The 23,589-nt window shown below is 42.8% G+C and carries 18 protein-coding genes and 1 pseudogene; 5 read left to right on the top strand and 14 right to left on the bottom strand.

Going from position 1 to position 23,589, the window contains the following annotated elements; genetic code table 11:
* Nucleotides 1-7: 7 nt before the first annotated feature.
* The 5 genes from M1L62_RS14300 to M1L62_RS14280 all read left to right on the top strand — a co-directional run bounded on the left by M1L62_RS14300 (nt 8) and on the right by M1L62_RS14280 (nt 7,430).
* Nucleotides 8-1,516: a RagB/SusD family nutrient uptake outer membrane protein gene (locus M1L62_RS14300; protein ID WP_254560494.1), complete on the top strand. Its 1,509-nt coding sequence runs from the start codon at nt 8-10 to the stop codon at nt 1,514-1,516.
* Between the two features lie 331 nt (nt 1,517-1,847).
* Complete coding sequence (locus tag M1L62_RS14295) at nt 1,848-4,547, top strand: PQQ-dependent sugar dehydrogenase (RefSeq protein ID WP_254560268.1); 2,700 nt, start codon at nt 1,848-1,850, stop codon at nt 4,545-4,547.
* A gap of 124 nt (nt 4,548-4,671) precedes the next feature.
* On the top strand, nt 4,672-5,580 hold the full coding sequence (locus M1L62_RS14290) for a ThuA domain-containing protein (protein ID WP_254560267.1): 909 nt from the start codon (nt 4,672-4,674) through the stop codon (nt 5,578-5,580).
* A 43-nt stretch (nt 5,581-5,623) separates the two neighbouring features.
* Nucleotides 5,624-6,520: a hydroxypyruvate isomerase family protein gene (locus tag M1L62_RS14285; RefSeq protein ID WP_254560266.1), complete on the top strand. Its 897-nt coding sequence runs from the start codon at nt 5,624-5,626 to the stop codon at nt 6,518-6,520.
* 58 nt (nt 6,521-6,578) lie between these two features.
* A complete protein-coding gene (locus tag M1L62_RS14280) occupies nt 6,579-7,430 on the top strand; it encodes a hydroxypyruvate isomerase family protein (protein WP_254560265.1) in 852 nt (283 codons plus the stop codon).
* Between the two features lie 372 nt (nt 7,431-7,802).
* Here M1L62_RS14280 and M1L62_RS14275 read toward each other — a convergent pair whose 3' ends face one another.
* The 14 genes and pseudogenes from M1L62_RS14275 to gyrA form a co-directional block, all read right to left on the bottom strand.
* Entirely contained in the window at nt 7,803-8,393 is a 591-nt protein-coding gene (locus tag M1L62_RS14275; RefSeq protein WP_254560264.1) for a hypothetical protein, read from the bottom strand.
* Between the two features lie 315 nt (nt 8,394-8,708).
* Nucleotides 8,709-9,077, bottom strand: a pseudogene (locus M1L62_RS14270) (efflux RND transporter permease subunit); the annotation flags it as partial.
* A gap of 23 nt (nt 9,078-9,100) precedes the next feature.
* Nucleotides 9,101-9,394 carry a type II toxin-antitoxin system RelE/ParE family toxin gene (locus tag M1L62_RS14265; RefSeq protein ID WP_254560262.1) on the bottom strand — a complete coding sequence of 98 codons (294 nt, stop codon included), beginning with the start codon at nt 9,392-9,394 and terminating at the stop codon, nt 9,101-9,103.
* Complete coding sequence (locus M1L62_RS14260) at nt 9,387-9,638, bottom strand: type II toxin-antitoxin system ParD family antitoxin (protein ID WP_254560261.1); 252 nt, start codon at nt 9,636-9,638, stop codon at nt 9,387-9,389. The genes M1L62_RS14265 and M1L62_RS14260 overlap by 8 nt, the downstream gene beginning before the upstream one ends.
* 15 nt (nt 9,639-9,653) lie before the next feature.
* Nucleotides 9,654-9,881, bottom strand: coding sequence for a hypothetical protein (locus tag M1L62_RS14255; RefSeq protein ID WP_254560260.1), 228 nt, complete (start codon nt 9,879-9,881; stop codon nt 9,654-9,656).
* Between the two features lie 16 nt (nt 9,882-9,897).
* A complete protein-coding gene (locus M1L62_RS14250; protein WP_254560259.1) occupies nt 9,898-13,044 on the bottom strand; it encodes an efflux RND transporter permease subunit in 3,147 nt (1,048 codons plus the stop codon).
* Complete coding sequence (locus M1L62_RS14245) at nt 13,045-13,347, bottom strand: DUF190 domain-containing protein (RefSeq protein ID WP_254560258.1); 303 nt, start codon at nt 13,345-13,347, stop codon at nt 13,045-13,047. It lies immediately after the preceding gene.
* Between the two features lie 15 nt (nt 13,348-13,362).
* A complete protein-coding gene (locus tag M1L62_RS14240; RefSeq protein ID WP_254560257.1) occupies nt 13,363-14,373 on the bottom strand; it encodes an efflux RND transporter periplasmic adaptor subunit in 1,011 nt (336 codons plus the stop codon).
* Between the two features lie 4 nt (nt 14,374-14,377).
* Nucleotides 14,378-15,637 carry a TolC family protein gene (locus M1L62_RS14235; RefSeq protein ID WP_254560256.1) on the bottom strand — a complete coding sequence of 420 codons (1,260 nt, stop codon included), beginning with the start codon at nt 15,635-15,637 and terminating at the stop codon, nt 14,378-14,380.
* Nucleotides 15,638-15,800: 163 nt separating this feature from the next.
* Nucleotides 15,801-17,168 (bottom strand): HAMP domain-containing sensor histidine kinase, encoded by a 1,368-nt coding sequence (locus M1L62_RS14230; protein ID WP_254560255.1) that lies wholly within the window; start codon nt 17,166-17,168, stop codon nt 15,801-15,803.
* 3 nt (nt 17,169-17,171) lie between these two features.
* Nucleotides 17,172-17,912 (bottom strand): carbon-nitrogen hydrolase family protein, encoded by a 741-nt coding sequence (locus M1L62_RS14225; RefSeq protein WP_254560254.1) that lies wholly within the window; start codon nt 17,910-17,912, stop codon nt 17,172-17,174.
* A gap of 16 nt (nt 17,913-17,928) precedes the next feature.
* The gene (locus M1L62_RS14220) at nt 17,929-18,615 is read right to left on the bottom strand and encodes a response regulator transcription factor (protein WP_254560253.1); all 687 of its coding nucleotides are present in this window, start codon (nt 18,613-18,615) and stop codon (nt 17,929-17,931) included.
* 434 nt (nt 18,616-19,049) lie between these two features.
* Nucleotides 19,050-20,489 carry a tetratricopeptide repeat protein gene (locus M1L62_RS14215; protein ID WP_254560252.1) on the bottom strand — a complete coding sequence of 480 codons (1,440 nt, stop codon included), beginning with the start codon at nt 20,487-20,489 and terminating at the stop codon, nt 19,050-19,052.
* Between the two features lie 70 nt (nt 20,490-20,559).
* On the bottom strand, nt 20,560-23,187 hold the full coding sequence (gene gyrA, locus M1L62_RS14210) for a DNA gyrase subunit A (protein WP_254560251.1): 2,628 nt from the start codon (nt 23,185-23,187) through the stop codon (nt 20,560-20,562).
* Nucleotides 23,188-23,589 lie beyond the last annotated feature (402 nt).

Below are 23,589 nucleotides of genomic sequence, written 5' to 3'. Positions count from 1 at the left end.
ATTGATGATGAGAAAAAAAATAATTATTGCCTGTCTTGCCACTATGGCATTTACAAGCTGCCAGGATAATTTCCTGACCGTAATACCGGAGACGTCGCTGAGTTATGGTATTTTCTTCAAAACCCAGGCTGACTTTGAACAAGCGGTAAATTCCACTTATGCACCGTTGAGATCCATTTTCAACGACCGTGCCTGGAAATTGGGAGAATTGCATTCTGACAATACTTACTATGCCAGAAACCCGCTTTTCGGTGCCGTAGATGCCACTGAAAACATTGCAGATTTTGCAATTCCTACGGCCAATGGTGTCACCGCTAACGACAATGTATTGCAGCAATGGCGCCAGGACTACCTGATCATTTCGAGGGCAAACCAAGTGTTGGTACTCATTGATGGCGTAGACTTTGATCCAGCTGTTAAAGCCAATCTTAAAGGTCAGGCTTTGTTTTTGAGAGCCTTCGCATATTTTGAACTGGCCAGATATTTTGGAGCTGTTCCGCTTCACCTGGTGCCGGTTACCAATCGTCAGGAAGCTCCGCTGCCATTGTCAAAAGTGGAAGACATTTATGCACAGATTGAAAAAGATGCCAAGGAGGCTTCAACCTCATTGTTGTCAAAATCAAAACAAGAGGCAGGAAGAGTAACCTCCGGTACTGCTAAAATGTTGCTTGCAAACCTTTACATGGTTCAGAAGAAGTGGGCAGAAGCATCAACATTACTGAGTGATGTAGTAAAAAGCGGTGAGTATTCGCTGATGCCTAATTATGACGATGCGTTTACAGGAACCTCTGCAAACAAAAACAATGCAGAATCGGTTTTCGAAGTGCAATACATGGAAGGCGCGGCAGGATACAATGGAAATCTGATCTATCAGATCGTTCCTTCCCCGATCACTGCGGCAGAGTTATTACCAATCACAGGAACAAGCAATCCGCAGTCCATCTCTGGTGAAAACAACAACATTCCGACGCCGGACATCATTGCTGCCTATGAAACGGGTGACAAAAGAAAGGATGCATCTATTGGGTATGTTACTTTAAGCCAAAGCCTGAGAGCGGATAAAAAATATCCATACATTAAAAAGTTCGCTCGTCCGCATGCACAACAGGGTAACACGGGCCAGAACTTTCCGGTTTACCGCTACTCCGAAGTACTTCTCTTCTTAGCAGAAGCGCTGAACGAACAAGGGAAACCGTCTGATGCCTTACCTTATTTAAACCAGGTGCGTACCAGGGCAGGGCTTGCAGCAACGACAGCTACTTCTCAGGCAGAGCTTCGTGAAGCAATTTTCAAAGAAAGAAGAGTTGAACTGGCTTTTGAAAACAAACGGTGGTTCGACATCGTAAGAACGGGCAGAATCCAGGAGATTATCGTGCCTTATGGCGCAAGAGTTAAAGCAAATCCGGCTAACTATTATTTCCCTGCCGGGTCTGTTCCCCCAAACAATGCCTTTACTGTGCTTGGACAGTATTATGGATTACCGGCCGTAGAATCGGCGTTAACGCCAAATTTCTAGCAGTTTAGAAATTGTAATAGCCTGTAACCAGATAAAAAGTGTAGTAAGTAAAGTCTTATTACACTTTTTATTTTTTCAAAAAGAATTAAATATTTAGAATGTATTAATAGTTTATAACTTTTTATATTAACTAAACATATTATACTTTTAATTAGGCTGTTAGAATTTGCTTAATTTCGGGTATAACCCGACACAGCAGGATGGTGAGTTCACTCATTCGTTTTATACTTGCAAAATCAGATTTTTCAAAGTTTTAATTTGCTTTATTTAAGTCTGTTTTCTATTCATCATAATCTTAAAATTTATAATTACTTAAACTCTGAGCTGTAAAATGTACACAAAAAAACAATGGTCCAGACTTCCAATCACGCTTGCAGTACTAATTGCTGTAGGTGCTTTTTGCGGGGTTTTAATAAGCAACCGGTCAGCCAAACACCGGCCGCCAGGCTCCAAAGTGGACAAACTTAAACTAGCCGACGGGTTCGTTGCAGAGCATCTTTATAGCCCATCAGAAGAAATGAACGGCTCCTGGGTTTCTATGACCTTTGACGACAAGGGCCGGATGATAACCAGTGACCAGTACGGCGGACTGTTTCGTCTTGAATTGCCACCCATCGGATCGACTGAAAAACCAAAGGTTGAAAAACTGGTGGTTGAAGGCGATACCGCCAAGGTTGCCATGGGTTATGCGCATGGTCTGCTTTACGCGTTCAACAGTCTTTATGTGATGATCAACAACCGCGAAAGCACCCGGTTCCCAAAAGGTAGCGGTCTTTATCGTTTGCAGGATACCGACAATAACGACAAGTATGACAAGATCACTTTGCTTAAACCATTGGTGGGCGAAGGCGAACACGGTCCGCATAGCATTGTACTTTCGCCAGACAAAAAATCGTTGTACGTCGTAGCAGGTAACTTTACCGATCTGCCTAAAATGGATTCTTATCGTTTGATGCCAAACTGGAAAAACGATAACCTGTTTCCATGGATCAAGGATCCACGCGGACACGCCAACGACCGTAACGCGCCGGGTGGCTGGGTAGCACACACGGATCCGGAAGGAAAAACCTGGGAGTTGATGGGTGCTGGTTTCCGTAACTCTTACGATATCGCATTCAACGAAACTGGTGATCTTTTCATTTATGACTCGGATATGGAATGGGATTTCGGTACACCATGGTATCGCCCGACACGTGTTTGCCATGTAACAAGCGGCGCTGAATACGGATGGAGAACTGGTTCTGCCAACTGGTCGCCAACATTTGCGGATAACCTTCCGCCAATCATGAACATCGGACAGGGATCTCCAACAAACCTGATCTATCTGAAAGACGCTCGCTTCCCGGCTAAATACAAAAATACGCTTCTGGCATTTGACTGGAGTTTCGGTATCGTGCATGGCCTTCATTTGAAACCAAGCGGATCAACTTACACGGCTGATCACGAAGAATTCCTTTCGGGTGCTCCGCTGCCTTTGACGGATGGTGCTATTGGACCTGACGGTGCCTTGTATTTCCTGACTGGTGGTCGTCGTCTTGAATCCGATCTTTATCGTGTTTATTACAAGGATTACAAAAACATCCCCGCAGGTTCTAACGCGGCAACGGTAACGATCACGCCGGAACACAAGCAGCGTACCGACATTGAGCAATATCACACGAAAAAGGATCCGAAGGCAATTGATGCGGCATGGCCATATCTGAAAAGTCCTGATCGCTTCCTGCGTTTCGCGGCACGTCTGGCGATCGAACATCAGCCGGTTGCACAGTGGCAGGCCAAAGCACTGGCAGAAAAAGATCCACAATCGCTTATCTACGCGTCGCTTGCATTGGGACGCCAGGGAGATGTAGCCGTGAGAAGCCAGTTGTTGAAAGCCATGATGGGTATTGATCTTAAAAAATTGACAGATGCCCAGAGACAAGATTTATTACGCACTTTCGAAGTGGTATTCTATCGCATGGGTCAGCCGGACGCAGCGCAAAGAGAGCAGCTTATCGCATACCTCAGCCCGAACTATCCATCGGCTAATGCCGGACTTAACCGTTTCTACGCGAAACTTCTGGTATTCCTGGAAGCACCGAAAGTGGTTGACCGTACGCTGGCTCTTTTAGAAAACAACGAGAAATTCGTTGACAAAGACAATGAAATGGTGACTGCCTCAGCGGATCTTATCCTTAGAAATCCTCAGTATGGTCTGGATCTGGCTGGACTTCTGGAAAAAATGCCGCCTGCGCAGCAGATGTTCTACGCGATTTTGTTGAGTGCTGAGAAAACAGGCTGGACTCCGGAAACCCGCGAGAAATATTTTAACTGGTACAAAAAAGCATTCAGCTACCAGGGTGGACGCAGCTACATCGGTTTTATCGACAAAGCACGTCAGATGGCGCTGCAAAACGTACCGAAGGATAAGTTTGAATATTACAACAAACTATCGGGAGCAGATCTTTTGACTAAAAACGGTAACGATCTTGTTAATTTGTATTCACCAAAAGGCCCGGGACGCGGCTGGAAAATTGACAACGCCGTAGCATTGGTTCAGGACAGCCTGCAACACAGGGATTTCGAGCGCGGAAAGCTGATTTTCTCTGCCGTGTTATGTAGCCGTTGCCACATGATCCAGGGAGAAGGCGCTGACGTAGGCCCGGATCTTACGCAGCTTGGAACCCGTTTTTCTCCAAAAGATATGCTTGAAGCGATCATCGAACCAAACAAGGCGATATCGGATCAGTTTGCTTCCATTGCCTACGAGCTGAAAAGCGGTGAATCGGTTGTCGGCCGTCAGGTGAATGAAGATGCTAATTTCTATTACATCGCTCAGAACCCGTTTGATTCCAAAACCGTTCGCAAGATCGCTAAAAAGCAAGTGAAGTCTTCGAAACTGTCGACGGTTTCGATCATGTTGCCAGGTTTGATCAACGGTTTGAACCCGGACGAACTGAGAGATCTGGTTGCCTACCTGATGTCGGGAGGAAACAAAAACAACCCGATTTATCTTGAGTCGGCGGGTTCTCAAAAGAAGACCGGTAAATAGGAGTAGAATAAAATAATTCAGTCTTAAGTAGTGGTGTCACAGGAACGGCGTTTAGCTTTGTAAAGAAGCAAATTTCGTGATCAGTGACACCACTGGTTTTTTACAGTAATTGAATAAAATCATAATGAAACGATTAAAAGTAGTACAACTGTTTTTCTGGCTGGTTATCATCGGTTTGGTATTTACCCAGGCAAAAGCCGATACACCCATTGCAAAAAAGATTTACAAAGTATTAATTATCGATGGACAGAATAACCATAGAAATATGGCTGACGGTACCGTGATGATGAAGAAATTTCTGGAAGAAACCGGTCTGTTTACTGCGGACGTGATTACGACGCCAAAAAAAGGCGAAAACATGGAAAGTTTTAATCCTGATTTTTCCAAATACGACGTGGTGTTATCGAACTACAATGGAGATTCCTGGTCGGAAGCGACCAATATTGCTTTCGAAAAATTTGTAAAAAATGGCGGCGGACTGGTTGTCGTGCATGCGGCGGATAACGCATTCCCGAAGTGGCTCGCTTACAACAAGATGATCGGAATTGGCGGCTGGGAAGGGCGGAATGAGAAATCAGGACCGTACCTATATTTCGATGAAGCCAAAGGAAAAATGGTAAAGGATACAACAAAAGGTGTTGGCGGGAGTCATGGTCACCAGCATGAATTTGCCGTCACCACAAGAGATGCAAAACATCCGATCATGAAGGGTTTGCCAACAACGTGGCTACACCAGAAAGATGAACTGTATGATCGGTTGCGAGGACCGGCAGAAAATGTAAACGTACTTGCAACAGCATACAGCCCCAAGGAACAAAGAGGATCAGGACGCATTGAACCGATGCTCATGACCTTACAATATGGCAAGGGAAGAATTTTCCATACCACTTTGGGCCACGAAACCTATTCGCAGAAATGTGTCGGATTTATTACCACGTTACAGAGAGGAACCGAATGGGTGGCCAGCGGAAAAGTGACACAAGCAGTGCCAGCCGACTTCCCGACGGCAACAAAGGGGAGTGCCAGGCCTTAATAAAACTGAATTACCAGATTAACCATAACTTATAACCAGTTAGATGAAAAGTACATCCAACAGACGTACAGCACTGAAAAATATTGTCGCCGGAGCAGGGGCTTTGGGTTTACCGCTGTCTATGACCAACGTCATGGCTGCTTCCGAAAAAGCGCTTGGCACAAAACTGAACGGTAAAATCAATCACTCGGTTTGCCGTTGGTGTTACAGCAAAATTCCTTTGGAAACACTTGCGCTGGAAGCCAAGAAAATCGGACTTACTTCCATAGAACTTTGCGGACCGGAAGAATGGCCGATCCTGAAACAACACGGTCTTACCTGTGCGCTGCCATGGGGCGAAGGTCTCACCAGAAGTTTGGATAAGGGCTTTAATGATCCTAAAAATCATGAGGAACTGATCAAAGGTTTCACCGATATTATTCCCAAAGTACAAGCCGCGGGTTACACACAGATCATTTGTTTTTCGGGCAACCGTCGCGGGATGAGCGATGTGGACGGGATGATGAATTGTGCCGTTGCGCTCCGTAAGCTGATGCCACTTGCTGAAAAACACAACGTTACGCTGGTGATGGAATTGCTGAACAGCAAGGTGAATCACAAGGATTATATGTGTGATCGCACGGAATGGGGCGCGGGGTTATGCGAGATGGTTGGATCGGAAAAATTCAAATTGCTTTACGACATTTATCACATGCAGATCATGGAAGGTGACGTAATTGCCACCATCAAAAAGTATCATAAATACATCGCTCATTACCACACTGGCGGTGTTCCTGGCAGAAATGAAATTGATGAAACGCAGGAGCTGTATTATCCGGCCATCATGAAAGCCATTGCAGAAACAGGCTATAAAGGTTTTGTTGGCCAGGAATTTGTACCAAGCCGCAAAGACGATATCGCGTCTCTGAAACAAGGAGTTACCATTTGTGATATAGCTTAACCGTCGACGCTCACTGAACATGAAGACAACTACCAACAGGCGTACAATATTGAAAAAAATGGCAGCAGGAGCAGGGTTATCCGCCTTGCCATTAACCGTAACCGATATTTTTGCAGCTTCCGACAAGGCCCTTGGCCCTGAGCTCAAAGGAAAGATCAATCACTCGGTTTGTAAATGGTGTTATTCAAAAATCCCATTGGAAACCTTTGCCCAGGAATGCCAGAAGATCGGGTTAAAATCAATCGAACTATTGGGGCCTGACGAATGGCCGATCCTGAAAAAATACGGACTGACCTGCGCGCTGCCTAATGGTGCGGGCATGGGAATCGAAAAAGGATTTAACGATCCGGCCAATCACGATGCGCTGGTTAAAAGTTATGAAGAGATTTTCCCGAAACTTCAGGCAGCCGGTTACACCACGGTGATCTGTTTTTCAGGAAACCGTCGTGGCATGTCCGATATTGACGGAATGCGTAACTGCGCCGAAGGACTTAAACGTCTGATGCCATCGGCGGAAAAGTATAACGTGACCATGATTATGGAATTGCTGAACAGCAAGGTCAATCACAAAGACTACATGTGCGACCACACGGCTTGGGGCGCGGGACTTTGCGAAATGATCGGATCGGAGAAATTCAAGCTGCTTTATGACATTTACCACATGCAGATCATGGAAGGCGACGTGATCGCGACCATCAAAAAGTATCACAAATACATCGGTCACTACCACACAGGCGGCGTTCCGGGCAGAAATGAAATTGACGAAACGCAGGAGTTGTACTACCCTGCGATTATGAAGGCCATCGTGGATACAGGATTCAAAGGCTTTGTCGCCCAGGAATTTATCCCAAGCCGCAAGGACGATATTGCTTCTTTAAAACAAGGGGTTACGATTTGTGATATTGCTTGATAAAGCATGCGTGCTGATATAGAGAAAACCCCGTTTCTTAGCTTTTGCGATGGAAATGGGGTTTTTACTTATTAATGGATTACGTTCATTATGAAGGAATATACTTAATACATTAAAAGTGCGTCTTTCTTGGACTTTCTCAGGAACTAACCCAAATATCGATCAGGCCATGTGTTTTGTTGGTTAATATAAAGAGGGTTATGAAAACTTGCGATCCCCGTTCTTGGACTAGTTATGGTTTTAAAAACAAAAGGGAGAGTAATGGATGGCATTTTTCACGGTTCGGTACTTGCCTGGAAGTGGATTTGATGCACAAATTTTCACATAAGTATCGGTCCCCGCTTTTTCTAACGCTTGCCGGTAATAGCTTATCTACTCTTTTTGTTTATAGTAATCTTTTTTAGCGCAGTTCTTTTCTGCCTGTTCTACAATGTTCTTAAATAGGCTTCCTTTTGCATAAATTGTCATCCATTCGAGTCCGTTTGATGCAGGTAGACAAATTGCAATATTTCCCCTTTCCGCTTCTTCTCTACATTTTTTTGTCGCTGATGCAGTATTACCTGAATTTGGGGTTGCTGATATGCCTGGTCCATATGTGTTTTTAAACAATTCAGAAAAATTGATTTGTCCATCTTTCAGTATGAATATTATAGAGCCACGTTTCCAAGTTGTCGCATTCCATAAATACTCATTTCCTTTGATGCATTCTTTTCTCTTATCAAATTTAAACTTCCCTCTATCTTTAATTAAAAAGTCAATTTCTTCGAGCTTTATAGGAGTCTGCATTTTACCATAAAGAAAAAAACCATCCTTCATACCACGATAAACGAAAGCATCTATTGATTTTTCCAAAAGCGGCCTAACTACTAATTCGTGGGCTGGCAAAACACTTTTTTCATCATAATTGTGCCTGATATCGCCAGTTAAGTTAACGTTCAAAGGTTTAAAATAATCATTGTTCATGGTTTATGCCTTATCGGGTTAAATTAAAATTATGGTGAGATGTGTGCTGCAGGCAAATCCAGGCACCATCTTTGAATATTGAAGGGTTAATAAATGTTTTGTCTTATCAAAGATAAAGTTACCAATTTTGGTTAATCAAAATTATCTAAACATGCACTTCCAAAAGCTTTTTTTCTCTTCTAATTGATACTTCAAATCTTCCTTATGAGCTGGCAGAAATTTAAGCGCTCTGCTTTCTTCTCTTAAACTCCGATTTTCTACCTTTAAATAATAGATTTCCCTCTCGGTTTTTATCATTGGTTTTATTCAGGTTATTTATTCCAGATTATCATCCTCCTTCACCGGTTTTACCTTCCTGCGTTTTTCTGCCCACAGGTAAAGTGGTGGTAAAAGGATAGGTGCGAAAATTAATGTACTTGTTAATCCGCCGATGATTACCGTTGACAAAGGTCTTTGCACATCCGAGCCGATTCCCGAAGAAATAGCTGCTGGTACGAGACCGATAATCGCTACGACAAGGATAGATAACAACGCTCTGAGCTGTTCTGTCGAAGCGGATAACACATTGCTTCTGAGATCATTTTCAGTGTTCAACACGGCACGGTTGAGTGCTGAAACAAGCAGTACGCCTGCCATTACCGAAATTTCGAAAATACCTACAAAATCAACGCCCGAGAAAACATTAAAATGATAGTTTCTCGGTAAGTCTAAAGGTGCCTCTCTATATCCATGGTAACGTGAAGAACCCGAATAATTTCAGCCACATTATCAGGTGAAAAACGAAAGAATATATAATGCTTCCCGTGCAGAGCTTTCTTATAATCTCTCCGGACTGAATCGATTGCTTTGCCCTTTATCTTACCTTCTCCTATTGCTTCAAAACTAGATAACAGACCATCAATGTACTTTTCTGCTTGGTTAATTGACCATTCATTAACTGTATACTCCCAAATTTTCACCAAGTCGCGCTCTGCAAGCCTGGTAAGCCTATAATTACTCATTGGCTAAAATATTTTTCTTTAATCTAGCCTTGAAATCTATTGGATTGAAGTTTTCCACCCAACCACTCTCTTCTCCTTCAATGAGTGCCTGTCTCAATAATTTAAGCTTTTCTTCTTCTTGCTCTAATAATCGTAGTCCTGCCCGAACAACTTCACTGGTTGAAGCATAACGGCCAGTATCTATCTGATTTTGAATAAACGAATCAAAATGATGGCCTATTGATATGGATGTATTTTTGCCCATTTTCTAGCTGTTTTGTCAAATTAAGGATAAAGTTACCAAAAAATGGTAACTATCTAAATATCCGCTTCCAGAAGCTTTTTTCTCTTCTAATTGATACTTCAAATCTTCCTTATGAGCTGGCAGAAATTCAAGCGCTCTGCTTTCTTCTCTTAAACTCCGATTTTCTTCCTTTAAATAATAGATTTTCATCCCGGCTTTAAAACGATAAAAACCGCACACGAGATCATGGCGGTTTTTATTCATTTTTCATCTATTTCATTTATTCCAAATTATCATCCTCCTTCACCGGTTTTACCTTCCTGCGTTTTTCTGCCCACAGGTAAAGTGGCGGTAAAAGAATAGGTGCGAAAATTAATGTACTTGTTAATCCCCCAATAATCACAGTCGACAAAGGTCTTTGCACATCCGAGCCGATTCCCGAAGAAATAGCTGCTGGTACGAGACCGATAATCGCTACGACAAGGATAGATAACAACGCTCTGAGCTGTTCTGTGGAAGCCGATAACACATTGCTTCTGAGATCATTTTCAGTGTTCAACACGGCACGGTTGAGTGCTGAAACAAGCAGTACGCCTGCCATTACCGAAATCCCGAAAATACTTACAAAACCAACGCCTGCGGAAACATTAAAGTAATAACCACGCATCAGCAGCGCGACAATTCCTCCGCCGAGAGCAAAGAGTATACAGCTCATCGTCACCATGGTATGTGGCAGATTTTTGAACAACATAAACAGGAACAGAAATACCATCACGATGGTCAGCGGAATTGTAAAGGCGAGTTGCTTACCTGCACGTTCCAGGTTTTCATACTGTCCGCCGTACACGATGCTATAACCTTTCGGAACGTGAATTTTAGCATCCAGTTTTTTCTGTAATTCAGCTACGAAACCGCCCTGGTCACGTCCGCGGATATTGGTACGGACCGTCACCATTCTTTTGCTTCCGTAACGGTAAATGTTCGTCTGACCTTCAATAAAATGAATATCGGCCAGCTGGTTCATTGGGATTAACGCACCGGTCAGCGATGGTATTTGAAGGTTTTTGATGGCATCAATCGAGTTTCTATATTCTGGCAGGAATCGTACGACGATGTCATAACGTTTGGTACCGTCATACAACGTAGAAATGGTTTTACCGCCAATGGCCGCTTCAATCATGTTTTGAATATCCGCAACATTGATCCCAAAACGTGCCGCGTTCTGACGATTGATGTTGATAGCAAGCTGTTCCTGCGGGCCTTCCTGCTCAATGTTGACGTTTTCTGCACCTGTTGTAGCCTTCACAATTTTAGCGATACTGTCGGCTTTCATACGCATCATGCCCAAATCGTCACCGACAATGGATATGGCAAGGTCGGCCGCGCTACCTGTTACAATTTCCATCACCTGGTCAATAATTGGCTGTCCGGACGAAAAGGCAACTGAAGGTAACTGCGCTTCCAAATCGGTCTTAATTTTTTGTACCAGTTCCTTTTTAGTGATGGTTTTGCTCCAAAGATCATAGTCCTTCAACCCGATCAGGATTTCATTTCTGTTCGCCGGGAAGGGATCCGTCCCGTCATCATTACGCCCCGACTGGGTAATTACAAAGGATATCTGCGGATATTTTGCGATGATCTTTCTGATCTTGGGCGCATAACTTGCATTTTCCTGAATGGTGATACCGGCAGGGAAATTACCCCGTAAAAAGATTGACCCTTCATCCAGCGTGGGTAAAAACTCTGAACCCAGTTTAGCACCAAACAGCACCAGAACCATCACAATACCGAAACCAACCAGTACCGTAGTTTTGTAATAACTAAGGAAAATCGCGACTGTTTTAGCATAAATTCTGGTCAATCCATCCAGAACAAAATTCTTGTGTTCCTTCATTGGTTTGTCCGGATTTGCCAGTTGCTTCTTGTATGCGAAGGAAATTAACACTGGTATAAAAGTTAACGCGGCTATCATAGAGCCGATTACAGCAAAAGCCAGGGTTAAAGCCATTGGAGAGAAGAGTTTACCCTCCACACGTGTCATCAGCAAAATCGGCATGTAAGCCAGAATGATAATGGTCACGGAGAAGAATATTTCTCGTCCAACTTCCTGTGCTGCAAGCAAGGTAATCTTTACAATGCCCTGTTGTTTTTCCTCGGCCGTCGCCGTTCTGTACTTCCGGATCAGGTGTTCCGCCATCACACAGGCACCATCAACGATGATACCAAAATCGATCGCACCAAGCGAAAGCAGGTTGGCAGGAATACCTGTCAGACGCATTAAAATAAAAGCAAAAAGCAAAGAGAAGGGTATCGTCAGAGCCACAACCAGCGCACTTCTGACGCTTCCCAAAAAGAAAATCAAAAGAATAATAACGATTGAAATCCCTTCAAAAAGTGTATGTGCAACGGTTTCAAGTGAGTGATCGATCAAGAAACTTCTGTCGTAGAGCGGACGTAAAGTCACGCCTTCCGGCAATTCGCTTCCCTGTAATTCGGTCATACGTTCCTTTAAAACTTTCAAAACCTCACTCGGGTTTTCATAACGACGAAGCAAAATAATACCCTCAACGCCACCGCTTACATCCACACTATCCTTTGTAATGGTATAGCCCATCACACCACTTGGCGGTGGCGGGGTAATTTCGACAGTCGCTACATCGCGAAGAAATACAGGAACGCCGTTTTCAGATTTCAACACAATGTTCTGAATATCCTGTTCGGTTTTGATCGCGCCCAAACCGCGTACAGCAAAACCCTGGCCACCACGGGAAATAATATTACCACCGGTATTTTGGTTATTCTTATCCACCGCGTCCATTACGTTCTGTAAGGACAAACCGTACTTAACCAGTTTCTGAGGCGACGTCAGAATATGAAACTGTTTCAAAGGCCCTCCAAAAGTTGTAACATCTGCTATACCAGGAACTTGCAACAAGGCCGGTTTAATAACCCAATCCTGCAAATCTCTGAGTTGGGTAGGACTGAACGTTGGTGGTGCCTCCACTACATAACGCAGGATCTCGCCAACAGCAGTTGACAGAGGAGCCAGTTCAGGCGCGACACCAGCTGGCAGTTCAGCCGCAGCGACGCGTTCCAAAACCTGCTGTCTCGCAAAATAATCGTCCGTTCCGTCTTTGAAAGTCAGCTGTACAACGGATAATCCAAAAATGGTACGGCTTCTGCGGTCCAGTACATTAGGCGTATTTTGCAAAGCGCGTTCGATCGGGACAGTCACCTGTTGTTCCACTTCTTCGGCCGCACGACCGGGATATTGTGCAATCACAATAACGTTTGTATCCGCTATATCGGGATAGGCTTCTATTTTGAGCTGGGTAAAACACCAGTAACCGATGCCCATCAATACAAAACTGATGGAAATAACCACCCATCGGTTTCGTAAACTAAAAAAAAGCAAGTTCTTAATCATCTAATTCCACTTGTCTACGTGATGTGTAATAATAAATCCGCTTTTCACTTCCTTGCGTAGTACTGTCAAAGCCGCTTTTACTTTTTCCTCTTCATCAATGAATGTGATCATAATGGGCGTTTCATCGAAACTGAACAAATCATACGGTCGGTTTATATGTTTGCTTTCGTCATAACCCAGCCGGCCGATGAAAACAGTCGCACCCCTGATTTTCTCTTTCATGAGCAGCTGCATCATGTATTCGTACAATGGCTGCTCGCGGAAAAACTGATCTTTTCCGATAAATATCTGTGCTTGTAACATGCTCTTTATTAAGTGTTAATATCCAAAAGAGAGTCCTTTCAACTGCATTACACCTTTGATTGCTACGGAGTCACCGTTATCCAGTCCGGAGAAAACAATGATCCTGTCACCAACCTGGTCGCCGATATTGACTTCTTTACGCTGGAACCCGTTTTCACCGCTTTTCACAAACACATAATTTTTCCCCTGGATCGTGATGAGCGCATCTTTATTTACGCTGATATTTTTACCTTCACTGACGCCAAATCCAACCGTGCCAAACATCCCGGCTTTCAGTTTTCCGTCTGCGTTGTTCATGCTGACCCTGAGTTTTACCATACGTGTTGTAGGGTCCACCATGTCGGCTACGTTATCGATTCTGCCATTGAATTTTTCATTGGGAAAGGCCGTGAACTGCATCACACACTGGCTTCCGCTTTTGATCTTGCTGATATCATTCTCTGGAATATCACAGGTAACATAAGCTGTCCCGGCTTTGGCGCGGCGAAGAATTTCGGCTTGAAAACCGCCTTCTTTCAGCTTTGTCTCATGCTCAATAAGGGCTGCTCTTTCGTTATTAAGATTGGTCTCTTCCATCGCCATAGCAGTCTGAGCATCAAGCAAATCCTTCCCCGTAGCGGCACCGTGCTGTTGCAGATCCTGCACACGGCTCAACTCGATTTTCCGTTGTTTGATGTTCACATTTTGTATCTGATTGATCGTAATCAGATGCTGGATCAATTGGGTATAACTGCCGGCCAGATCAGGATTTTGAAACAAAACGATGTTCTGAGAGGCTCCTTCATTGGACTTAACCACCGTGGCCGAAACCGTTGCGGGAGCCGCAATATCTGCGGTCAGTGCACTGCTTCCGATGGTTTCCGTCTGAAAAAACTTAACACTTTCAGCCTTCGGAAAATCGATTTTGGCACCATTGTCAGTAATTTTCGGCTCAATATTTTCTACTTTGGCAGATTTCTCCTCTTTTTTCCCGCAGGAAACAAGCAGTATTCCAAAAACCCAGCCGTACTTCAATAAATTCTTCATGATGTTATTGCGCGATTTGATTAATTATGCCAGAAGCGTACAAAAGTTTGATGTAGCTCTGACGGTATAGTTGTAAGGTTTCGTAGTATTGCTGTTGGGTGTCAAGCCAGCTGCGTTGCGCTTCCAGAAAGTCGATAATGGTTGTGCCACCGCGCAAATAAGAATATTTCACGTTATTCAAAATCGTCTGAGACTGAGTCAGTAAGCCCGTAAAATTTAGGAGATTTTGTTTCTGCGTCTGATAGCTGCTATAAGCTGTGGAAATCTCGCTTTGCACCAGTGATTGAGTTGCCAGTAAATCCTGTTCAGCCTGTTGTTTCAGTACATGTGATTTCCGGATTTCTCCCTGGTTTCTTGAAAAAATCGGGATTGCAATAGTCCCGTAAACGCCCATGTAAGGCGCGCCATTTTGTGGGTTAAAAATTGCTCCCAATTCCGGTACCGGCAAAGCCATCGATTTTTGAAGTTTGATATTTGAGTTGGCTACATCAATGGTTGATTTCAAAGTCTGGATATCACTGCGCGACTGCAAGGCCTGTCGAAGCAGATCGTCTACGTTTGCGGGAAATGCAAACTGAAAATTATCAGTCGTGTCTACGCTAACGTCGTCCTGAATGCCTATCAGGTATTTCAGGTTAGTAATTTCATTTTTATAATTCTGATCCGCGGATTTCATCTGAACGGTATACTGGTTAGCCAGCAGTTCTGTTCTGGCAAGATCCGTCGTCGTGATCACCTGGTTTTTCAAACGCACTTTATTGATATTCACCAGGCTGTCAATATTACTTTTGGCAATATTTAAAATATCCAGCTGCTTCCGTGCCGACCACACATTCAGCCATTTGCTTGCCACGTCCTGAAATAAATTCCTTTCTGTTTCCGTGTAAGCTTTCTGAGTGAGGATCACATTCTGGTTCGCAAAGTCAATTTTGTTTTTACGCAGTTCGGGCATTTGAAAAGGCTTGGTAACCTGCCACCAGACTTGCCGGTTCAGATGGTTTCCCCAGCCGGTATTATCCGGAAATTTCGAAGTTTTAACCAGTTGTAACGACTGATTGTTCAGGATAGGATTGGGGCGTAAATTCGCTGTAACGATATCTGTTTCAGCAATATTGACATTCAATTGTTCCTTTTTCAGGATCGGATTGTTCGTTTTGGCTGCCTGCAGCGCTTGCTGCAAACTGTATTTGGTTTGAGCAGAAACCGGCTCAAAAATCCAAATCGATGTAACGATGGCGGTGATTATTAATACTCTGAAATGCATTGCCTTCTTATTAGTTGCTAATATGATAGCAAAAGTGCATTTACTATGTAACAAGTACCGTTAGAGACCTTATAGAAAATTATTAGAAAAACATTAGAGCGTAATAAACCGTCCTGGAAGCGTAGGGGAGTACTTCCAGGAAATTCCGGTGGTCTATATACTTTTATAAATGGGGGAGTACTACCGTAAAAACAGTGCCCTTATCAATTTCAGATTCAACGGAAATGGAGCCCTTATGAAGTGAGATAATTTTCTGAGTGAGGGAGAGGCCAACGCCGTTTCCCTCGGCAAATTTTTTATTATTTCCCCTGAAGAAGGGAGTAAAAATTAATTTTAAATCTTCTTTAGATATACCTATTCCACGATCACAGAAATTCAAAATTAATTTTTCATTTTTAAAACTGATTTTAATCGTCATCACCGGCTCCTTCGAAAACTTCCCTCCGTTCTCCAGCAGATTGGCAAACGCCACATTCAGCAGATACTCATTCCCTATGACCGATATCTCTTCATCGGTATCAAACTCATTTTCATAATGTATATCGATCAGATAATCCGGATGCTCCTTCTGCACCTTCTGTCTCGCATCCAAAAGAATTTCGTCTATCCTCACCTCTTTAAACCCTATCTCCGACGGGTCATAACTTGCCTTGGCAAAGTCAAGCAGACTGTCTGAAAGTTTGGATAAGCGGTGCGCGTCGATCAGCGTATTGGAGATAACTTTCTTATATTCAGCTACACTACGCTCCTTATACGTCGACAATTCAAGCTCAGTAATCAGTACAGCAAGCGGCGTCCTCACCTCGTGTGATATGTTCGACACAAATTGTTTCTGTGCATCAAATGAGTTTTCCAGCCTGTCCAGCATCTCATTAAACGTCGCGGCGAGCTCGGCCAGTTCATCCTTTCCTTCCGCATGGCCCAATCGCAGATCCAAATTAGAGGCTGTGATACTCTTCACCTTCCCAACAATTTCTGTTACCGGCAACAAAGCTTTTTTTGAGAAAAAACGACCCGCCGCATAAATCAGCACAATCGAACAGAAAAAGACAAGCCAGATGGTTTCGCTGAGATGTCGTAATTTGCTATAACCATATTCATCATAGGCCGACGCCGTCAAAACATAATTTTTGCCCTGATATGGAAACAGCAGCCCGACAACCTGCCAGTCTTTCTGATAAAAACGTATGTATTTTTTTGTCCTGATCCGGTTAATCATCTGCTCCGTTTCCTTTACTTCGTCAATGTCGGCGGCATCATGATAAAGCAAATTGAAGGAAGTATCATAAATAGCCACCTGCACTTCACTAAGCGTTTCACGGTTATTCTTATAGATAGTCTGAAGGGTATGCGCGTCTACTTTTGCTTCAAAAAATAGTTTAGCCTTCGTGATTGTCTCCTGATGCAGCCTTTTAAAGAATTCAGTTTCTCTACTTTGATATGCAGAATAATACACCAGCGCCGCAAAAACTAAAAGTATAGTTGCGGTCAGTACCGTGAAAAGAATACTTAATTTACTCCGGATTTTCATAACTCAGCTAACTTTCAATATTTCAGATTTCCAGGTATTATTCAATTTTTTCATGAGTAGTAATCCTTCTCCGTCACCATCCGTATGTCCTGCAAGTTCGCCATTATTTGTCCAGAAAGAGCTTTCACCAGCCGCTTCAAAGCCGTATGAAGGACCTCCAAAATTAGACATCAAAACACTCATGGATAGATTTTTAGCATACGATTGAAGATCATTAAGGCCTTGACCGATACCATTGGGCGTATAGAAAATACTGGCGATATAGAGACTGGTTTTCAATTCGGCGGCGCGTGCCGGGTGTATGGGATTTGTTATATCCGCACATATGGCCAGCGAAACAATTTCACCGTCAAGTTCAAATTGAAGATCATCCTTTGCACCGGGGACAAAATAGCTTTCTTCGCCGTCATGAAGAAACTGTTTGGTGTATATCATATCCGGAAAACCGGGACGGATTACAAACATACCAATGTGTAAACCAGTGACAAGCAGGATAGGGGCTCCGGCCAAAATAACAATGTCTACGGCATTAGACAGAGCCCTAAGTGGTTCCAGACGCTTATCATGCGGGAAAAAGGCAAGCGATTTTCCTAGCTCACGTTCATATCCCGTAAGTGACATTTCGGGAAAAACTATAAGCCTGGCACCATGATCTGCCGCCATAGTAACCAGCCGAATATGGTCATCAAGATTTCCGGCAATGTCATTTCTTTTAGGAATTGTCTGTGCTGCGGCAATGATCATGGCAAATTTTTAATTTCTACAATCCTTCATTTCTTAAAATAAAACCCATCCCGGCCTTGGTATGAATCAGTTTTGGATCAAAGTTCTTGTCAACTTTCTTTCGCAAATAATTGATATACACATCAATAAAGTTGGTTCCTGTGTCAAAATGCGTATCCCATACCTTGTCGGCAATTTCGGTTCTTGACAAAACACGTTCCTTATTCTGCATCATGTATTCGAGCAGCTTGAATTCCTTTGGCGTCAGAACGATTTCAATACCCGAGCGTTTTACAATTTTCGTCTGATCATTCAATTCCAGATCTGCATATTTCAGAATATAATCTTCACGTTTCGCTGTGTGCCCGCTACGTTTCGTTAGCGCGCGCAACCGGACATGTAATTCTCTAAAATCAAATGGCTTGACCAGATAATCATCAGCACCGGCGTCGAAAGCTTCCACTTTATCGTTGGTAGTCCCCAGGGCTGTAAGCATTAAAATGGGAATATCCGGTTTCACCGCACGAACCTCCTTACACAAATCTATTCCATTGACACCCGGTAAAATAATGTCCATGATGATCAGATCATAGTCATTTTCAAGTGCAAGATATTTCCCGGTCAAACCATCGAACGCAAGGGTAGCCGTGTAGCCATTTTCTTCCAATCCCTGTCTGACAAGGACCGCCAATCTTTCTTCATCTTCGATGATCAGGATATTCATAAACGCGTATTTGTAACTTTTACAAACATACTACGATTCAGCTAGTAAATCACAAATATCTGAGCTTCGGATGATCAATTTCGCGAATCATTACACTGGCAAATCAACTTCGCAGCGATAATTGCTATATTTTTCTAGTAAAATCCTAATATCAATTCAATATTGGAATTAAACCCGTCAGATATTGAACATTAAAATATTGATCTAAATACATGAAACTGAATATATTAAACACCAAATTTAGATATTCATACCGCACGAGGTTTAAACAAACAATTCAACCCGGCCAGATGACCAGTACAGACAAATGTCGCACTGATTTTCTCATACCCATTTGTTGTATAATTTATATTATGTTAAATAGATATTCTCACAAAAAAGAAGATACCTATACAGGTATCTTCTTTCATTTATTGTATTTCTTTATTAACTTCTTATTCTTCTACACAAGTAACTCCTTTTCCAGAGAATTGTTCAAGAACGTTATTTACTGTTGCAAGGTTTTCCTTAGCATCAGCTTCGTCTTTTACCTGGATAGCTTTTTCGAAGAATGGCTTAGCCTTTTTGAAACGACCGCATACACGTCCTTCAACTTCTTTACCGCGAGCCTGGTAATCTGTCATGCTCATGTTGTCAACTTCACGTTTCAATTCAACAGCTTCGTTGAAATAGAAAACCCCAAGGTTATACAAAGCATCGTAGTTTGCAGCGTCAAGTTCCAAAACTTTCTTGTAGGCACTGATCGCTTCTGTGTTTGCAGTTGCCTTTTTCGCTTTCAAGTCTGCAAGTTCTTTTTCCAATGCAGCATTATCGTTTCCTTTTGCAGCATCTTCGGCAGCTTTGATTTCAGCCTGAATTGAAGCAACAGCGTCAGTAGCCTCTTTTTTCTTAGCAGCCGTTTCAGTTAATTGGCGCTTCAAGTCCGCAGCATTTTTTGGAGCTTTCTTCAAAAGACCAGAGATACGTTTTGTTTCACCATCGTAGATCTCAATCTTACCTTTTTCAGCTTCAAGTTTTTTGCCCAGCTCGCCAGCCTTCGTTGTTCCCGATCCTAATTTACCCTGAACTTCTTTGATCTTCCCACCCAATTTGGTGTTCATGTTATCATAAAGAATACCAAGGTTAACAATGTTCTGAACATTTGTCGGATCAGATTTCGTAAGGTTAGTCAACTCAGTAATCGCCTGATCTTCTTTACCAGATGCCAATAAAATGTTAACAACCTCCGATTTCAAATCTTTGTTATTTGGAGAACGCTCCAAACCTTTATTCAAAGTTGCAACCGCTTTATCGAAGTTATTTTCAGCGCGGTACAATTGTGCAAGTCCGTAGAATACGCTTGGGTCTTTCCCACCGTTTTCTGCATACTTTTCAAACTGAGCTTTTGCTTCGTCTTTCTTATCGATTTGCTGAGCAGCAATACCACCGTACAAACTTGCAAGTGTATCTTTCTTATTGATTTCCTGAGCTAACTGGAACATCTCCAAAGCACCGCCAAGATTTTTACCCTGATATTTTTCAGCACCCTGTTTTACAAATGCGTTGAATAAAGTAACATCTTCACCACTCAAAAATTTCTGAGCGTCTTTACCTTTTTTAGTCGGTTCAAGTTCTACTACTTTTTTATATGCTTCATAGGCAGTTTTCGCAGCACTTGAATCTATTTCAGATCCCTGGGCAGCAATATCCGAATATGTCTTTGCACGATCCATCCAGAAACTTGCCTTCGCACTTGCCTTAGCATCTTGTAAACCTTTATCGCTTTTCTCTTTATCCTTGCGGAGCTGATCTACCATTGCCTTGTTCACAGCATCCTGCGAGTAAGCAGAAAAGCTAAGAAGGCCAAGTGCAGAAACAAAAAACATTTTTTTCATAGATCTCAATTGGTTGTGAATGATAATTTCAAAATACAAATATTAATAATTAAGCTAATTATTACAAAAATCATGCCTCTGGCGTCTCAGAATCGTCATTTTCAACCTCCTCGTCATCATCATCGCTTTCGATTGCATCTACAATTTCATCTTCCACAGCTTCTGCATCATCAGCTTTAATGATCAGTGAATCAGTTGCTTCATTCACGATTACATTTCCGTCTTCATCCAGTTCCTCCAATTTTTCATCCGGATCTTTAAGGATACGGGTTACCGAAGTGATTTCATCTGAATTGTTCAAACGGATCAGTTTAACACCCTGCGTATTACGTCCGGCCTGACGGATATCCAGAACACTCATACGAATGGCGATACCATTACGTGTGATGATCATCAAATCATCCTGTTCGGTTACTTCACGGATTGCAACCAGCTTACCAACTTTGTCAGTCGCATTCATGGTCGAAACACCCTTACCACCACGATTCGTTACACGGTAACTATCAATAGCTGAGCGCTTTCCAAATCCATTTTCCGAAACAACAAGCAGCTGCGCATCTTCACGATTGATACAAACCATACCGATCACTTTGTTCTCAGGATCGTTCAGGTTGATACCACGAACACCGGCAGCCGTTCTGCCCATTGGCCTCACTCCTTTTTCGTTGAAACGAACCGCACGGCCGGCGCTTGATGCAATAACGATATCGTTGTCCCCGTTCGTCAAAGCTACATCCAGCAGACGGTCACCTTCATTGATCGAGATTGCAATTATACCATTTGTACGTGGACGGGAATATGCTTCCAGCAAAGTTTTCTTAATTGTTCCTTGCTCCGTACACATAATGAGGTAATTATTGTTGATATAATCCTCATTTGTCAAAGTACGAACATTGATCACCGAACGGATCGAATCTCCGTTTTCAAGACTGATCAGGTTCTGGATCGGTCTTCCTTTCGAAGTTTTGCTTCCTTCCGGCACTTCATACACTTTCATCCAGAACAATTTACCAAATTCGGTAAAGATGAGCAGATAGTTAAGCATCGTCGCCGAGAACAAATGTTCCGTAAAGTCAGCGTCCTTGGTTTTCACACCACGGGAACCTACCCCACCCCTTGTTTGTGTCCGGTACTCCGCCAAAGGTGTACGTTTGATATATCCTTCATGAGAAATGGTAATAAGCATTTCTTCATCCGGAATCATATCTTCGTCGCTGAATTCTTCCGCAGCAAATTCAATTTGCGTACGACGTTCGTCACCGTAGCGATCTTTGATATCCCCAAGTTCTGTTTTGATTATTTCGAACTTACGGTACTCGTTTGCAAGAATGTCCTTCAAGTCAGCAATGATCAGCATGATCTCTTCAAACTCCTTAACAATCTTGTCTCTTTCAAGACCTGTCAATCTTTGAAGACGAAGTTCAAGAATCGCTTTGGCCTGAATTTCGCTCAACGCAAAGTTCTCCATCAAACCGTTTTTCGCGATTTCCGGATCACGCGCGCTACGGATCAAAGCAATCACTGCATCAAGATTGTCCAGTGCAATAATTAAACCCTGCAAGATATGCGCTCTCTTTTCAGCTTCACGTAATTCATATTCCGTACGACGCGTAATCACGATGATACGGTGGTCAATGAAATGCTTGATAAGGTCTTTCAGGTTCAACATCACCGGGCGGCCTTTTACAAGCGCCACGTTGTTTACACTGAAAGATGACTGAAGCGGCGTGTACTTATAAAGGTGGTTAAGAACGATATTGGGAATAGCATCTTTTTTCAAATCGAAAACGATCCGCATCCCGTCTCTATCCGATTCATCACGGATATCAGAAATACCGTCAAGTTTTTTGTTATTGATCAAACCTGCAATTCCTTCGATCATGGCCGCTTTGTTAGTCATGTAAGGAATCTCAGTCACAATAATCTGCTCGCGGCCTGTTTTTGTTACGTCAAAAGAAGCTTTTGCACGAACGATGATACGTCCACGGCCCGTTTCCATTGCAGCACGCACACCCTGGTAACCGTAAATAATACCTCCCGTCGGGAAATCCGGTGCCTTGATATGCTGCATCAGCTCAGGAATCGTAATTTCATTATTGTCGATATAAGCCATCACACCGTCCACAACTTCTGATAAGTTATGTGGTGCCATGTTTGTAGCCATACCCACGGCGATACCTGACGACCCGTTTACAAGTAAATTTGGAAATTTAGCAGGAAGAACCGTTGGCTCCTCCAAAGAATCATCAAAGTTGGGCTGAAAATCAACTGTATCCTTACCCAAATCATTTAACAATTCATCTGCAAGACGTTTCAATCTTGCTTCTGTATAACGCATCGCGGCCGGTGAGTCACCATCGACAGACCCAAAGTTTCCTTGTCCGTCAACAAGCATATAACGCAGTGACCATGGCTGAGCCATACGCACCATTGTATTATAAACCGAAGCATCACCGTGCGGGTGATATTTACCTAAAACCTCCCCTACTATACGAGCTGATTTTTTGTGTGACTTATTGTAATTCACACCCAAATCAGACATACCATACAACACGCGTCTGTGCACCGGTTTCAAACCATCGCGAACGTCGGGTAAAGCGCGGGAAATAATAACTGACATCGAGTAATCGATGTATGCTCCTCGCATTTCATCCTCAATATTAATGGGGATAATGTTTTCACCTGAAGATTCTGCCATAAACAATTAGAAAAGAATCAAAAATTTAAAATGAGAGATTGATTTTATACAAATACTCACTGGATTATTACAATACTGTAAATACCAAAAAGTCAAATTTCGCTATTTTTAGGCATTCTAACAAACTTCTTGGAGCCTTATTACGCACAGACTTTCTATCACCGTGATACTGCGGAATTTAGATATTCTTTTTTTCCCATACCGGTGGTATGGGTTGAGGTATTTCAGCCTTTCAGGCTGTTTTCGTCCGACTTTTTTTAAGAGAAAATGGATCGGAAAGTGTTAAAATGTCACTGTTTGTAAATTTATTTACTTTAATCTCTTTTCATTTGTGATCCTGTGTCCTTTTACACTAGCGATTGAAGAAATTTTAAAACAAATCCGGTTCTATCGTTAAATTTG

This window comes from Dyadobacter diqingensis (assembly GCF_024220585.1).
In the GTDB taxonomy this organism is placed as follows: domain Bacteria; phylum Bacteroidota; class Bacteroidia; order Cytophagales; family Spirosomataceae; genus Dyadobacter; species Dyadobacter diqingensis.
Note: the sequence above shows the minus strand (reverse complement) of the source record. Positions and strands in the feature narration are given on the sequence as shown.

Excerpts from the sequence above, each read along its gene's own strand:
- M1L62_RS14300 (WP_254560494.1), top strand. The coding sequence starts at position 8 with ATGAGAAAAAAAATAATTATTGCCTGTCTTGCCACTATGGCATTTACA.
- M1L62_RS14295 (WP_254560268.1), top strand. The coding sequence starts at position 1,848 with ATGTACACAAAAAAACAATGGTCCAGACTTCCAATCACGCTTGCAGTA.
- M1L62_RS14290 (WP_254560267.1), top strand. The coding sequence starts at position 4,672 with ATGAAACGATTAAAAGTAGTACAACTGTTTTTCTGGCTGGTTATCATC.
- M1L62_RS14285 (WP_254560266.1), top strand. The coding sequence starts at position 5,624 with ATGAAAAGTACATCCAACAGACGTACAGCACTGAAAAATATTGTCGCC.
- M1L62_RS14280 (WP_254560265.1), top strand. The coding sequence starts at position 6,579 with ATGGCAGCAGGAGCAGGGTTATCCGCCTTGCCATTAACCGTAACCGAT.
- M1L62_RS14275 (WP_254560264.1), bottom strand. The coding sequence starts at position 8,393 with ATGAACAATGATTATTTTAAACCTTTGAACGTTAACTTAACTGGCGAT.
- M1L62_RS14265 (WP_254560262.1), bottom strand. The coding sequence starts at position 9,394 with ATGAGTAATTATAGGCTTACCAGGCTTGCAGAGCGCGACTTGGTGAAA.
- M1L62_RS14260 (WP_254560261.1), bottom strand. The coding sequence starts at position 9,638 with ATGGGCAAAAATACATCCATATCAATAGGCCATCATTTTGATTCGTTT.
- M1L62_RS14255 (WP_254560260.1), bottom strand. The coding sequence starts at position 9,881 with ATGAATAAAAACCGCCATGATCTCGTGTGCGGTTTTTATCGTTTTAAA.
- M1L62_RS14250 (WP_254560259.1), bottom strand. The coding sequence starts at position 13,044 with ATGATTAAGAACTTGCTTTTTTTTAGTTTACGAAACCGATGGGTGGTT.
- M1L62_RS14245 (WP_254560258.1), bottom strand. The coding sequence starts at position 13,347 with ATGTTACAAGCACAGATATTTATCGGAAAAGATCAGTTTTTCCGCGAG.
- M1L62_RS14240 (WP_254560257.1), bottom strand. The coding sequence starts at position 14,373 with ATGAAGAATTTATTGAAGTACGGCTGGGTTTTTGGAATACTGCTTGTT.
- M1L62_RS14235 (WP_254560256.1), bottom strand. The coding sequence starts at position 15,637 with ATGCATTTCAGAGTATTAATAATCACCGCCATCGTTACATCGATTTGG.
- M1L62_RS14230 (WP_254560255.1), bottom strand. The coding sequence starts at position 17,168 with ATGAAAATCCGGAGTAAATTAAGTATTCTTTTCACGGTACTGACCGCA.
- M1L62_RS14225 (WP_254560254.1), bottom strand. The coding sequence starts at position 17,912 with ATGATCATTGCCGCAGCACAGACAATTCCTAAAAGAAATGACATTGCC.
- M1L62_RS14220 (WP_254560253.1), bottom strand. The coding sequence starts at position 18,615 with ATGAATATCCTGATCATCGAAGATGAAGAAAGATTGGCGGTCCTTGTC.
- M1L62_RS14215 (WP_254560252.1), bottom strand. The coding sequence starts at position 20,489 with ATGAAAAAAATGTTTTTTGTTTCTGCACTTGGCCTTCTTAGCTTTTCT.
- gyrA (WP_254560251.1), bottom strand. The coding sequence starts at position 23,187 with ATGGCAGAATCTTCAGGTGAAAACATTATCCCCATTAATATTGAGGAT.